Source organism: Halobacillus sp. 12SKB, assembly GCF_052941655.1.
Window position 1 is genome coordinate 2,439,377 of the sequence record NZ_JBRFWR010000001.1, and the last position, 12,615, is coordinate 2,451,991.

At 41.2% G+C, this 12,615-nt stretch carries 13 protein-coding genes and 1 pseudogene; 11 read left to right on the top strand and 3 right to left on the bottom strand.

Annotated elements, in window-relative coordinates; translation table 11 throughout:
* Positions 1 to 3 precede the first annotated feature (3 nt).
* A complete protein-coding gene (locus ACQ4XT_RS11785) occupies positions 4 to 2,340 on the bottom strand; it encodes a Na+/H+ antiporter subunit A (RefSeq protein ID WP_446853836.1) in 2,337 nt (778 codons plus the stop codon).
* Between the two features lie 279 nt (positions 2,341 to 2,619).
* Entirely contained in the window at positions 2,620 to 2,772 is a 153-nt protein-coding gene (locus tag ACQ4XT_RS11790) for a sporulation histidine kinase inhibitor Sda (protein ID WP_446853837.1), read from the bottom strand.
* A 338-nt stretch (positions 2,773 to 3,110) separates the two neighbouring features.
* Between ACQ4XT_RS11790 and ACQ4XT_RS11795 the strand changes: the two genes are divergently transcribed.
* The 8 genes and pseudogenes from ACQ4XT_RS11795 (at position 3,111) to ACQ4XT_RS11830 (ending at position 8,137) form a co-directional block, all read left to right on the top strand.
* Positions 3,111 to 3,635: a YqeG family HAD IIIA-type phosphatase gene (locus ACQ4XT_RS11795; protein WP_446853838.1), complete on the top strand. Its 525-nt coding sequence runs from the start codon at positions 3,111 to 3,113 to the stop codon at positions 3,633 to 3,635.
* Positions 3,635 to 4,735, top strand: a complete 1,101-nt coding sequence (yqeH, locus tag ACQ4XT_RS11800) for a ribosome biogenesis GTPase YqeH (protein WP_446853839.1) — start codon at positions 3,635 to 3,637, stop codon at positions 4,733 to 4,735. Before ACQ4XT_RS11795 ends, yqeH begins: the two co-directional genes overlap by 1 nt.
* An 11-nt stretch (positions 4,736 to 4,746) precedes the next feature.
* Positions 4,747 to 5,583 carry a shikimate dehydrogenase gene (gene aroE, locus ACQ4XT_RS11805; protein ID WP_446853840.1) on the top strand — a complete coding sequence of 279 codons (837 nt, stop codon included), beginning with the start codon at positions 4,747 to 4,749 and terminating at the stop codon, positions 5,581 to 5,583.
* Between the two features lies 1 nt (position 5,584).
* Positions 5,585 to 5,875, top strand: coding sequence for a ribosome assembly RNA-binding protein YhbY (gene yhbY / locus ACQ4XT_RS11810; protein WP_115822509.1), 291 nt, complete (start codon positions 5,585 to 5,587; stop codon positions 5,873 to 5,875).
* 12 nt (positions 5,876 to 5,887) lie between these two features.
* Positions 5,888 to 6,455: pseudogene (locus tag ACQ4XT_RS11815) on the top strand (nicotinate-nucleotide adenylyltransferase).
* The gene (yqeK, locus tag ACQ4XT_RS11820) at positions 6,445 to 7,005 is read left to right on the top strand and encodes a bis(5'-nucleosyl)-tetraphosphatase (symmetrical) YqeK (protein WP_446853841.1); all 561 of its coding nucleotides are present in this window, start codon (positions 6,445 to 6,447) and stop codon (positions 7,003 to 7,005) included. Before ACQ4XT_RS11815 ends, yqeK begins: the two are co-directional and overlap by 11 nt.
* 45 nt (positions 7,006 to 7,050) lie before the next feature.
* Complete coding sequence (gene rsfS, locus ACQ4XT_RS11825; RefSeq protein WP_089654329.1) at positions 7,051 to 7,404, top strand: ribosome silencing factor; 354 nt, start codon at positions 7,051 to 7,053, stop codon at positions 7,402 to 7,404.
* Between the two features lies 1 nt (position 7,405).
* Positions 7,406 to 8,137, top strand: a complete 732-nt coding sequence (locus ACQ4XT_RS11830) for a class I SAM-dependent DNA methyltransferase (protein WP_446853842.1) — start codon at positions 7,406 to 7,408, stop codon at positions 8,135 to 8,137.
* Between the two features lie 123 nt (positions 8,138 to 8,260).
* On the opposite strand, the gene comER is transcribed toward ACQ4XT_RS11830, so the two are convergent.
* Entirely contained in the window at positions 8,261 to 9,070 is an 810-nt protein-coding gene (gene comER / locus ACQ4XT_RS11835) for a late competence protein ComER (protein WP_446853843.1), read from the bottom strand.
* A gap of 72 nt (positions 9,071 to 9,142) precedes the next feature.
* On the opposite strand from comER, the gene ACQ4XT_RS11840 reads away from it, so the two are divergent.
* Genes ACQ4XT_RS11840 through ACQ4XT_RS11850 form a run of 3 tightly spaced genes read left to right on the top strand, consistent with a single transcriptional unit; the run spans position 9,143 to position 12,602 of the window.
* Positions 9,143 to 9,718, top strand: coding sequence for a helix-hairpin-helix domain-containing protein (locus ACQ4XT_RS11840; protein ID WP_446853844.1), 576 nt, complete (start codon positions 9,143 to 9,145; stop codon positions 9,716 to 9,718).
* Between the two features lie 56 nt (positions 9,719 to 9,774).
* Positions 9,775 to 10,332 carry a ComE operon protein 2 gene (locus ACQ4XT_RS11845; protein ID WP_446853845.1) on the top strand — a complete coding sequence of 186 codons (558 nt, stop codon included), beginning with the start codon at positions 9,775 to 9,777 and terminating at the stop codon, positions 10,330 to 10,332.
* A complete protein-coding gene (locus ACQ4XT_RS11850; RefSeq protein WP_446853846.1) occupies positions 10,329 to 12,602 on the top strand; it encodes a DNA internalization-related competence protein ComEC/Rec2 in 2,274 nt (757 codons plus the stop codon). The genes ACQ4XT_RS11845 and ACQ4XT_RS11850 overlap by 4 nt, the downstream gene beginning before the upstream one ends.
* The last annotated feature ends 13 nt before the right edge of the window (positions 12,603 to 12,615 follow it).

Consider the following 12,615-nt stretch of genomic DNA (forward strand, 5'->3'; position numbering starts at 1 on the left):
GTATTATTCCTCCTCCTTGTTCTTTCTTAAACGGATTAATCCGTAGATTGCCATAGCGGCAATCCCTAATACAACAATTTCAAACAATGTATCTAATCCACGAAAGTCTACGAGGATGACGTTTACGATATTGTCCCCGCCGCCAAGCTTGTAAGAATTGTCTGTAAAGTAATCAGAAATAGACTCAAAGAACTTACTGCTGTGAGAAGAAATGGCTACCATTGTCATTAGTGCACCAAAGCCGACAGAAATGACAAGATTGAGTACCTTCGTGCTTGCAGGTTCATCTTTTTTACGAAGCTTTGGTAAATGATAAAAGACAAGCAAGAATAAAGCGACGGTTACCGTTTCAATGATCAACTGAGTAAGAGCCAGGTCGGGTGCTCGGTATAGAACAAATAACATGGACAATCCATAACCTACAACACCTAAAATAAGGATTGCGGCAATTCGGTTATTGGTAAGAGCGGTTCCTATCGCTGCGATGACCATCGTAACGGCAACAAGTATTTCAGGAGCCGTAATTTCCGCTACATTAGATGTATCCAATGTAAATCCACCCGTCATGGCCATAAAGGCGAATGAAATGACGATGATGGCTGCTAGAATCAAACGGACATATCGTCCTAGAGAACCATTCATGTATCCTTTTGTGATTGTACTAGAGTATCGTTCTACTCGATCAACGGTTCCATCGTAAACTTTGTTCATGCTTAATACTCCGGGTACAACGTTGTACACGGGTGCCCATACTTTTCTGGATAGGGCCAAAATACTACCAAAGACGAGAACAGTAAGGGACATAATGAATGGGGGGATAAACCCGTGCCAGAAGTATATATGTTTCTCTTCTAACGCGGCCCCTTTGACAGCTTCAGCAGCATGGGCAATGAATGGCTCATTGATGAAACTCGGGAACAAGCCAATGACAACAACACCTGCGACTAGAATAATCGGTGATATAAGCATACCAATGGGTGCCTCATGCGGTTTCTTAGGCAGTTCATTCAAGTGGGATTTTCCACGGAAAGTCCCGAAGAAAAAGTACATGGAATAGACGAACGTAAATATACTACCGAGAACAGCCAAGTAAGGTACACTCGTTTGTAAAATTCCAGCGATCCCGGTACTCGCTGCTTCCAAATGCAGGGAGGATTCAAAGAACATTTCTTTACTATAGAACCCGTTTAAGAATGGAAGGGGTACCCCAGCCATTGAAAAAGAAGCAAATAATGCGAGAGTGGCTGTCATAGGCATAAATGTCATTAATCCGCCAAGTTTACGGATGTCTCTTGTTCCTGCTTCATGGTCCACAATACCGGCTACCATAAATAGACTACCTTTGAACGTAGCATGGTTAAGAATATGGAAAACAGCACCAAAGATCGCGGCTTTTGTACCGAAACCAAGCATAGCCATAATCATTCCAAGCTGACTGATTGTTGAGAAAGCTAGAATTCCTTTCAAGTCTGTTTGCCTAACAGCCATATAAGAACCCCAGCATAATGTGACAATTCCTGCAATAGATACAATGATAAAGAACCACTCATTAGCGGAAAGCATTGGGGAATAGCGGGCAACCAGATAGATGCCTGCTTTTACCATTGTTGCCGAGTGTAAATAAGCACTGACCGGAGTAGGAGCTTCCATAGCATCCGGCAGCCAGATGTGAAACGGAAATTGAGCAGACTTTGTAAAAGCACCAAGCAGCAATAGAATCAAAATCAATGGGAAATATTCACTGTTAAGGATCAACTGTTGCTGATCGATCATTCCTCTTATGCTTGACGTGTTTGTCAATACACTCATGAAGATGAGAGCACCCAACAGACTTAACCCACCAAAGACAGTGATGAGCATCGACTTTAATGCACCGTATCTTGATTCTTTCTTAAAGTTCCAAAATCCGATCAATAAGAAAGATGATAGGGAAGTGAATTCCCAAAAGCTGTACAGGGCAAATACGTTATCAGATAATACAACTCCCAGCATAGAGCCCATAAATATGAGGAAGTACACATAAAAATGTCCCAGTTGCTCCGATTTATGTAGGTAAAAAACCGAATAGAAGGCAACTAGGGCGCCGATTCCGCTGATTAATAGAACAAATAGTAAACTCAGTCCATCCAGATGAAAGACCATATTCATATCCAGGGATGGAATCCAGGAGTACTTTTGGACGACCGGTTCAAAACCAGTACCTAAAAAGCGGGCAAAATAAATAAAAATCAACACAGGTACAATCGTAACGAAGAATCCTGTGTGTACTTTTTCTTTCCATTTACTTAAAAATGGGATAAAAATTGCAATGATAAAGGGCAATAATACAGCCACCAACATGTGGTATGTTCCTCCTTTGACGTAACTTTCCTCTATTTTTTAATTGGATTTTGGATGTTCGTAACGATGTGTTCACTCAATTGTAATCAAAAAAAGGTTCATTATTCAACTGTAGCATACCGGAGATATGCGCCGATAGGCTTTAATTAGTCTGTCCTTATAAATAAGAAGAAAGACATCATTTAACCAAATAAAAAAAGTCATAAAAAAACTCGTCCTCTGGTGGATGGACGAGTGTTCTTCGAATGGAAAGTCATTTTTTGTCATATAGTGTAAAATTTATCCTACATGTGAGATATGCTTATCTAAAAGGTGCTGGATGGAACGCGCATTTATTTCCCGTCTAATTTGTTCAATAAACTCATCTGAAAGATTGAGTTCAATGGCTTTGTGGTAAGATTGTATTAGTAGGGAATCCGATAATTGCTTCATGCCGCTGTCACACATGTGACAGTCACCTCCCGCTTAAATTGAATCACTGAACGTTCGAATTTTTAATGTATTCTTACCTTATCACGACCCTTATTTCGCCACAATATGGAAGTTATCTACATAAAATTGTAGATAACTTTTTGAAAAAAGTGGTTTAGGTGAGTGATAACAAAGAAGTTACTGTGTGGAATATGTGAATAAACTTATCCACAACCTATAATTGTCGGGATTTGTCGAACGATTCTTGTTCTTATCGTAAGTCTTTTTGAAACATGCTTCGATTTTGTATATGATGGTGAAGGAGATTTTGCCGTTGTATGAGGAGATGAACTGTATAGATGTTTAAAAACTTTTTACCAGATGAACATGTACCGAGCGTTTTTGATATCGACCCGGAACATTTAAAAGAAAAAGGAATTAAAGGTGTCATTACCGATTTAGATAATACTCTCGTCGCCTGGGATGAACCGGATGCAACCGAAGACATCAAAGGATGGTTCGATAAAATGAGCGAGCACGGCATCCAGGTTACGATTGCTTCCAACAATAATGAAGCGCGAGTAAAGCTATTTTCTGAACCGCTGGACACTAGGTTTATCCATAGTGCCAGAAAGCCATTATCCAAGGCTTTCAAGAAGGCTCAGAAGCAGATGAAGCTCAAGAAGGATGAAGTAGCTGTTATTGGAGATCAACTGCTGACCGATGTCCTGGGTGGGAATTCTGCTGGTTTCCATACAATCTTAGTTGTTCCTATCGTTGAGACGGACGGATTTGTCACGAAGTTCAACAGAAAGATTGAAAGACGGATATTAAATTGGATGCGAAGAAAAGGGAAGATTACATGGCAGAGGAGAGATCAGTGATGGCTGAAATAAGATGTCAAGGATGCGGAGCCGTCATTCAAACGACAAACCCAGAAGAAGCAGGCTATGCACCTGCGTCAGCACTAGAAAGGGAAGATATCATTTGCAAGAGATGCTTCCGATTAAAACATTATAATGAGGTGCAGGACGTTCCATTTCAAGATGATGACTTCCTGGAGATGTTGAACCAAATCAGTGATACAAAAGGGCTGGTGGTCCAGCTTGTAGATATATTCGATTTCAATGGAAGTTTCATTTCAGGATTGAAGCGTTTGACAGGAAACAATCCTGTCATTCTTGTAGGGAACAAGATGGACGTACTTCCAAAGTCAGTGAACCACGGGAAAGTAAAACATTGGTTGAAACGTTCAGCTAAAGAGAATGGCTTAGAGGTTGAGGATGTGTACTTAATCTCAGCCGAGAAAAATCAAGGGATTCAGCAATTATCCCAAGCCATCGATCACTACCGTGAAGGTGGAGATGTTTATGTTGTAGGTACGACAAATGTGGGTAAATCAACATTTATCAATACCCTTATTTCAAATACATCTGGCGTTAAGGATGCCATTACAACATCGTATTTTCCAGGGACAACTTTAGGATTTATCGATATTCCTTTAGATGATAACAGCTCACTATACGATACCCCGGGGGTCATACAGCGTCATCAGATGGCTCACTATGTGTCTGATAAGGATTTGAAACTTATTACTCCACGTAAAGAAGTCAAGCCGAAAGTGTATCAGTTGAATGAAGAGCAGACGCTTTATATAGGCGGGCTAGCCAGGCTGGACTTTGAGGCAGGCGAACGTAGTTCATTTGTGTGTCATTTCTCTAATGAATTGAATATTCATCGAACAAAATTGGAAAAAGCAGATGAACTGTATGAAAATCATTTGGGGGAACTGTTATCACCACCAGATAAAGATACAATGGCAAAACTTCCTCCGTTAAAAGGGCATACGTTAAAAATTAAAGAAAGCAAAACGGATATCGTTTTTTCTGGACTCGGTTGGGTGACTATTCCAGAAGGTGGCATCACGGTTACAGCACATGTGCCTGAGGGAGTGAAAGTGTCCTTGAGAGAGTCACTCATATAGGAGGGGATCATTTGTACAAACTAGGATTGATCGGCCACCCGATTGGTCATTCCATGTCTCCATGGATTCATGAAAAACTTATGGAACAACAGGGGATTGAAGGGAAGTATGAACTGCTGGAAATCCAGCCGGATGAGTTTGGTGAAAAAGTCAATTTATTGAAAGAAAAAGGGCTGGATGGTTTCAATATAACCGTGCCTTATAAAGAGAAAATTATCCCTTACCTGGACGGCCTGGATGAAAGCGCTCGGCACTTGGGCGCAGTGAACACGGTTCATCACACCGATCAAGGTTGGATCGGATATAACACCGACGGCAGGGGATTTGTCCATTCTTTGAAAAATCGCTACCCGGATATTTTTCACAAAGATGCAAATGTCTTGTTGTTAGGAAGCGGAGGGGCAGCAAGAGGGATATTTGAAGCTCTTTCGAGAACTGAAATTAATCGTGTAGATATAGCGAATCGTACGATAAAGAGAGCCGAAGACCTTATTCAGGATATTCCTACAAAGGGGTATGCTGGTGCTCTGACGCTTGAACAGGCAAAAAATACTCTCATGGATTATGACTTAATCGTTCAAACGACGACGGTCGGGATGAACCCTGATCATGACCAAATGATCGTATCATTGGATCACTTGACAAAAGGGACCGTTGTAAGCGATATTGTTTATCGTCCTATGAAAACGAAATTCTTAAACGAAGCGGAAAAAAGAGGAGCGCGGCTCCATTTTGGACATGAAATGCTGTTGCAGCAAGCCGTTTATGCCTTTCAAATATGGACAAACACCGAGCCTGATTCCTCGCTTTTGCTCACTGAATTCGAACAGAAATTGAAAGGGGTATAGAATGTTAACAAGTAAACAAAAGAAGCACTTACGAGCAGCTTCCCATAATATACAGCCGATTTTTCAAGTAGGAAAAGCTGGCGTGAATGAAAATATGACGAAACAAATTGATGAAGCCCTTGAAAAAAGGGAACTGATAAAAGTAAGCATTTTACAAAATTGCTTTGAAGATAATCATGTTGTTGCAAATGAAATTGTGGAAGCCACAGATGCTCATATTGTTCAGGTGATTGGAAATACAATCATCCTTTATAAAGAGTCCAAAGAAAATAAACAAATCGAATTACCATAAAGGGGAAGGTCAATGAAAAAAGTTGGAATTCTTGGTGGTACGTTTGACCCTCTTCATCAAGGTCATTTAATTATGGGTGAGTTTTCACGGGAAGCCATGAACCTTGATGAAGTATGGTTTATGCCTTCCTATATCCCCCCCCCATAAGCAGGAGTCTTCAACTAAGCCGGAAACAAGACTTGCCATGGTACAGACAGCGATCGCAGAACATCCGCACTTCCGTATTTGTGATGTTGAATTAGTCCGGAAAGGAACCTCGTTCACGGTTGATACCATGACTGATCTGGTCGAGAGGTTTCCTGATTATCAGTTCTTCTTCATCATTGGAGGGGACATGGTGGAACATTTACCAAAATGGCACCGGGTCGAAGACCTCTCGAAACTGGTCCAATTTATTGGGGTTGAAAGGCCTGGATATGGGTGGAATAATGAAATTCCAGTCCATTTTGTTGATATTCCATCGGTCGATGTATCTTCTACAATGATACGCGAACGTATTTCACAAGGGAAAAGCGTTCGGTATTTATTGCCGGAAGTTGTTGATTCTTTCATAAAGGAGCATCATTTGTATGAGAATTAGTCGTGAAGAGGCACTTGAATTTGTGCGTCCTGCCTTGAAAACAGCCAGATATGAACACACAGTGAGGGTGACAGACCAGGCGGTGGAACTTGCTGAGCGGTTTCAAGTAAATGTTAAAAAGGCAGAACTGGCAGCTGCTTTTCATGATTATGCGAAATATAAACCTATAGAGCTTATGGAACGTTGGATTGAGAATGACCGCCGACTGCCTAAGGATCTCTTGGATTATCATCATGAGCTGTGGCATGGACCCGTAGGAGCTTTAATGCTCGAGCAAGAGATAGGGCTTAAGGATGCTGAAGTCATTTCTGCTATCAGCTGCCATACGACAGGAAAAAAACATATGTCCACATTAGATAAAGTTGTGTTTTTAGCCGATTATATAGAACCTGGGCGTGATTTCCCGGGAGTGGATCAAGTACGGAGAAAAGCAGAAGAAAATTTGGATGAAGCATGTGCCTTAGCTTTGAAAAATACAATCATTTTTCTTATTGGTAAGGAAAGGACCGTTTATCCGGACACGTTTCATGCATATAATGATTTAATATGATCTTTTGATCATGGAAAAGATAGAGATGAAATAGGGAGGAAACCCATGGAAAGTAAAGAACTAGTAAATTTAGCAGCACAAGCGTGTGATGAAAAAAGAGCGCAGGATATTGTTGTTTTAGATATGTCCGAAGTTTCATTAATCGCAGACTATTTCTTAATTTGCGAAGGATCCAATGAACGCCAAGTGCAGGCTATCGCAAGGGAATTGAAAAATCAAGCGGAAGAAAACGGGATTGAAGTGAAGCGAATGGAAGGATTTGAGCAAGCACGCTGGGTTCTTGTCGATCTTAATGACATCGTTTGTCACATTTTCCATAAAGATGAGCGCCATTACTACAACCTGGAAAGACTATGGGGCGACGCAGATACGGTCGCTGTGGAAGGGCTAGAAAACTAATATGAGCTACGGGGATATGGCGCGCGTTTATGATCTCCTTATGCAGGATGCACCATATGAACAATGGGTGAATTTTACGAAGCAAATGCTTCAACAATATCATGCCAAAGGTCAAAAAATTCTTGATGTAGGTTGTGGTACAGGAGAGATCACCCACCGTCTCCATGATGAGGGGTATCAAATGACGGGTATCGATTTGTCTTCAGATATGTTAACCGTCGCGCAACAGAAAAAACCTCGAGCTGCGATTGAATGGATTCAACAGGATATGACTTCATTAGAAGGTTTGTCAGATTATGATTGTGTCATCAGTTATTGTGATGTCGTCAACTATTTAACTGATGAACAGAAGGTGCAGCAAGCGTTCCGTTCTATTTACCAAACCCTTACCCAAGGGGGAGTATTTTTATTTGATGTGCACTCTATAGATCATATTCGTAATGATCTCAGTGGTGCAACATTTGCTGAAGTCCGTGATGATCTATCTTTCATCTGGTTTTGTGACCCTGGGGAACTGGAGGATAGCCTTGTACATGATTTGACATTCTTCGTTGAGAGTGATGAAAAATATCAGCGTTTCGATGAAATTCACGAACAGCGAGGGTATGACCATACGGTGTTGCAGTCCTGGCTCGCTCAATCAGGCTTTAAGGTGCATGGAACATTTTCTGATTTTAGTGAAACCCCATCCATCGTCGGGGAACGCTGGTTATTTGTTTGTACTAAGGAATGAAAGTTGTGAAAGAGTCCGATATGTCGGACTCTTTTTTTATTGGCTTTGTTGAACTTCATAATGAATAAGTTCTCAGGGTGATCTTTTTGCAGGAATTTCGGAACTCTTGTCGAATATTATGGATTATAAATCAATGTGTTTTTTGTCCTCTTTATGTTTATTTTGAGTAGCCTCAAACATTTTTTGGAACAAAGGTCCAATGTGATCTTCTAAAGCTTGCAATCCCTCACCTGTAACCCCACCTTTCACAGTAACCTTTTCCATCAATTCCTCTAAAGTCATGACTTTCTGTGCCAGAAGTTCTCCCAATCCGACCATCATATTTTCCGTTAACGAGGTAGCTTTATCTTTGGGAAGGCCAGCAACATCACCTGCAGCTGCAATCCATTGGCTGAGTAAATAACTAATGAAGGCAGGCCCGCATGATACGATGTCAGACGCTACACGAATGTGTTCTTCTTTCACTTCGATGGGAGTAGAGATATGTTGGAAAGTCTGCTTTAGTAACTCTCGATTTTCATTCTTTATTTTTGATCCAAAAGTAAACAAGCTTACACCTGACCACGCATGATTTGTTATTGATGGAACAATTCTTGCAACCTGACAAGGCGTTACTTTTTCTAACTGCTCGACAGCTACAGGGCTCGTGATGGAAACTAGACACTGGTTTTCAGACCATTTGCCTTCCAGTGCATCAATGATGCCTTTGTAGTGATGCGGCTTTACGCAGATGAAAATAATATCGCTGTTATTTTGTAGTGCTGTTAAATCCTTCGCTACGTGTAGCTTTGGAAATTCTTCTTGGATTTTCACCGCTTTTTCGAGCGTTCGGTTGTAAATCGTCAATTTCTCAGCAGGTACGGCCCCGCTTTTAATGAGCGTTGAGATGAGCATACTTCCCATATTCCCTGTGCCGATGATTCCCCATTTCATTGGAATCCCTCCTTATTGATTACCTATATATCCATATTCCGAAAAATTATATTTATGAAAGAAGGTCAGAACATGAGCGTATTAAAGAGATACGTGTGGATTATTATTGTCCTTGCGGTTATTTCCTTCCTTTACCTTTCCAATCCATCTAATGAAGGAGATACCCAACTGACGGAGGTGGAAGAAGTGACCACCCAGGAAACAGTAAAGAAAAGTACTTCTTCAGGGAGTGTGAAAGTGGACATAAAAGGGGAAGTGCATAACCCAGGTGTTTATACAATGACAGAAGAAACAAGAGTGGATGATGCCATTAAAAAAGCAGGGGGAATGACAGAATCGGCGGACCTCACCAGTATAAATCTGGCGCAAAGAATACAGGACGAAATGGTTATTTTCGTAGCCTCTGACCAATCATCCTCAATTGAACCAGACGAAGTTGCATCACCGACGGGAGAAAAAGTAAGCATCAACCGTGCTTCAGCAAGTGAGATGGAAACGTTAAATGGAATTGGACCATCCAAAGCTGCTAGTATTATTAAATATAGAGAAGAGAATGGCCCATTTTCTTCTGTGGAAGATCTTGTGAATGTGCCAGGCATTGGTGAAAAGACATTAGAAAGTTTGAAGGAACTGATTACTGTTCCCTAAGTTTGACGGAATTTAAAGGTCAGAGTAAACTTGATGAAAAAAGTGGGGGTTACATAATGGAGCGGATTACTTGGAATCAATATTTTATGTCTCAAAGCTATTTATTAAAATCACGCAGTACGTGTCAGAGGTTAGCAGTCGGAGCAGTCATCGTAAGAGATAAGCGTATGATTGCCGGGGGATACAATGGGAGTGTCACCGGGGGTGTTCATTGTATCGACGAAGGGTGTTATGTCGTGGATGGGCACTGTGTACGTACCATTCATGCTGAAATGAATGCGCTTCTCCAATGCTCAAAGTTCGGTGTGGCTACAGAAGGGGCAGAGATCTACGTGACTCATTTTCCTTGTGTGCACTGTACGAAGGCAATTATTCAAGCAGGCGTGAAAGCTGTCTATTATAGCGAAGATTATAAAAATGATCCATATGCAATTGAATTGCTGCAGCAGTCGGGGGTACGTATGCAAAAGGTTCCTGTTGAAAAGGACCCGCTTCAACAGGAACAACAACTGCTTATACGTCAGATGCTTGAAAAGCTTGAGTCGAGTGATGATCCTGAGACAGAGCAACTCGTACAAGAAGCTGCTCAACTGCTAAGGTTGGACAACCAGTGATTTTGTTAAGAGGATCTTGGCATATTCCCATCATAGCCTTTGTGCTTGGCGGGGTGTTATCTATCCAGGAAGGTTTTACGTTTTATGTTGTTGGGTTTATTTTTCTTGCCTGGTTGTATAGTCACCGCCAACATCTTCTGTTTCTCTTCATTATCCTCTTATTCGGAATAGGAGGGTATATCCATCTTCCACTTGGTTCTTCTCTTTTTCCTCCTCAACTCCTTAATGAATCCATAGAAGGTAAAATCGTATCTGATTTGACAGAAAGTGATCAATCCTTCTCCGTCATATTAAAAGGGGAAGCTGGAAAAATACTCGTTCGCTATCTCAAAGAGAAAGGGAATGATCCTCCTCTTCCTGATAGTTTGAAACATGGAGCTTTTTGTAGGATTCAAGGAAAGGCGGAACCTTTTGAGGGTGCGAGGAATCCAGGGCAATTTGATTATCGTGCATATATGGCAGGCAAAGGAATTCATTCTCAAATTATTATAGCAGAGGAAGCGGCTCTTCAGTGTGAAGGGGGCTCGTGGATCAGTCATTTGTACGACACAAGAAGACAATTGAAAATGACTGTTCAAGACCGGGTGTATTCAAGCACTTATGTATGGATGGAGGCTCTGATATTTGGAGATACAGACCTTATCGATTCATCGACGGTTGAATGGTTTAGGGAGTTTAATTTATCCCATATTCTTGCCATCTCAGGGTTGCACGTGGGCCTTACACTTGGAGGGACTTATTTCCTTTTATACCGGACAGGCATAGCTACAAAAAAGCAATCCAAGCTCTTCTTACTTGCGCTTCTGCCTTTTTATATGTTTATTTCAGGTGGTGCTCCATCTGTCATGCGGGCAGGATTTATGGGCGTGCTTCTTATATTCTCAGGTTCAGTCCAGAAGAAGATCCCCATCACTGACCTCTTATCCTTCACCTGTTTTCTCTTATTAATTTCCTCCCCTTCTTATTTTTACCATTTAGGTTTTCAGTTCTCGTTTTTAGTCACCTTCAGTTTGTTGCTTACGATTCCAATTTTGAAACAATATGAGAGTAAATGGATTCAGTCTGCGGTGATAGGGTTGGTCAGTCAGCTTTCCCTACTTGCCTTACAGGTCCATTATTTTTATGAATTTCAACCTTTTTCTTTATGGATTAATATGATTGCTGTTCCATACTTTTCATTCTTCGTCATCCCCTTATTGATGATTCTTTTCCTCCTCTCCTTTTTCATGCCGTCTATATGCTTCTTTCTTTCCTATTTATTTTCCGTCGTTCATGAACTTGTTTTATCCACCTTTATCACCCAATCGGAATTCCTGGATTACCCATGGGTGATTGGGGAGCTTTCCTCTTTCTACATCGTTTTGTATGCATTCCTTTTCGTAATCATGATGAAAAAATGGGAACAGGAGCAGAAGGTGAAAACATTTCTTGCATCTCTAGCGGTTGTTTTCGTATTTGTATTTTATAGTTCGCTTCCGTATTTCTCTGAAAGAGGAGTTGTAACCATGTTGGATGTTGGTCAAGGGGATTCGTTTGTTATCGAGCTGCCGTATAGGAGGGGGATCGTTATGATTGATGCCGCAGGGCCGCCGATTTTTACTAAAAATAAAGAAAAGACTGCGAATGAGGTGATTTTACCTTTTTTAAAGTCGAGGGGGATTCATCGTATTGATGCGTTATTCATTACTCACGAAGATTCTGACCACAGTGGAAGTGTTCCATTCATCCTTCAAGAACTGAAAGTGGATCGGATTTATGTAAGTCCTTTTCATACAGAAAAATACGAAACTGAAGTTAAGGTAGAGAAAGTAAGCGCTGGGCAAAGCGTTTTGCTTGCTGGACATGAAATTCACGTCGTACACCCTGTGAGCGATAAAGATCATGGGGACCCAAATGACAATTCGCTTGTATTAGATGGTCTGTTTGGAGGGAAGCGTTGGTTCTTTACTGGAGACATATCTTCTGCAATTGAAGAAGACATCGTAGAGAGGAACTCGACATTAAAGGCAGATATATTAAAAGTGGCTCACCACGGAAGCCATACATCCACCTCAGATGAATTATTGATAAAGCTGAACCCCAGAATCGGCTTAATTTCAGCGGGAGTGGATAATCGTTATGGCCATCCGCATGATGAAGTGATGACAAGGTTAACTGGCCATGGGATTGTCTCGCTTCAAACGAACCGCCACGGTGCTGTCCAATACTTTTTTTCTGGGCAAAGTGGAACGTTTTCAACGTTTTTTCCGTATAATGCGAGCAGAGAATAAAAAAAGACTGCCG

Coding starts and splice junctions, on each gene's coding strand:
- ACQ4XT_RS11785 (WP_446853836.1), bottom strand. CDS start 2,340: ATGTTGGTGGCTGTATTATTGCCCTTTATCATTGCAATTTTTATCCCA.
- ACQ4XT_RS11790 (WP_446853837.1), bottom strand. CDS start 2,772: ATGAAGCAATTATCGGATTCCCTACTAATACAATCTTACCACAAAGCC.
- ACQ4XT_RS11795 (WP_446853838.1), top strand. CDS start 3,111: ATGTTTAAAAACTTTTTACCAGATGAACATGTACCGAGCGTTTTTGAT.
- yqeH (WP_446853839.1), top strand. CDS start 3,635: ATGGCTGAAATAAGATGTCAAGGATGCGGAGCCGTCATTCAAACGACA.
- yhbY (WP_115822509.1), top strand. CDS start 5,585: ATGTTAACAAGTAAACAAAAGAAGCACTTACGAGCAGCTTCCCATAAT.
- yqeK (WP_446853841.1), top strand. CDS start 6,445: ATGAGAATTAGTCGTGAAGAGGCACTTGAATTTGTGCGTCCTGCCTTG.
- rsfS (WP_089654329.1), top strand. CDS start 7,051: ATGGAAAGTAAAGAACTAGTAAATTTAGCAGCACAAGCGTGTGATGAA.
- ACQ4XT_RS11830 (WP_446853842.1), top strand. CDS start 7,406: ATGAGCTACGGGGATATGGCGCGCGTTTATGATCTCCTTATGCAGGAT.
- comER (WP_446853843.1), bottom strand. CDS start 9,070: ATGAAATGGGGAATCATCGGCACAGGGAATATGGGAAGTATGCTCATC.
- ACQ4XT_RS11840 (WP_446853844.1), top strand. CDS start 9,143: ATGAGCGTATTAAAGAGATACGTGTGGATTATTATTGTCCTTGCGGTT.
- ACQ4XT_RS11845 (WP_446853845.1), top strand. CDS start 9,775: ATGGAGCGGATTACTTGGAATCAATATTTTATGTCTCAAAGCTATTTA.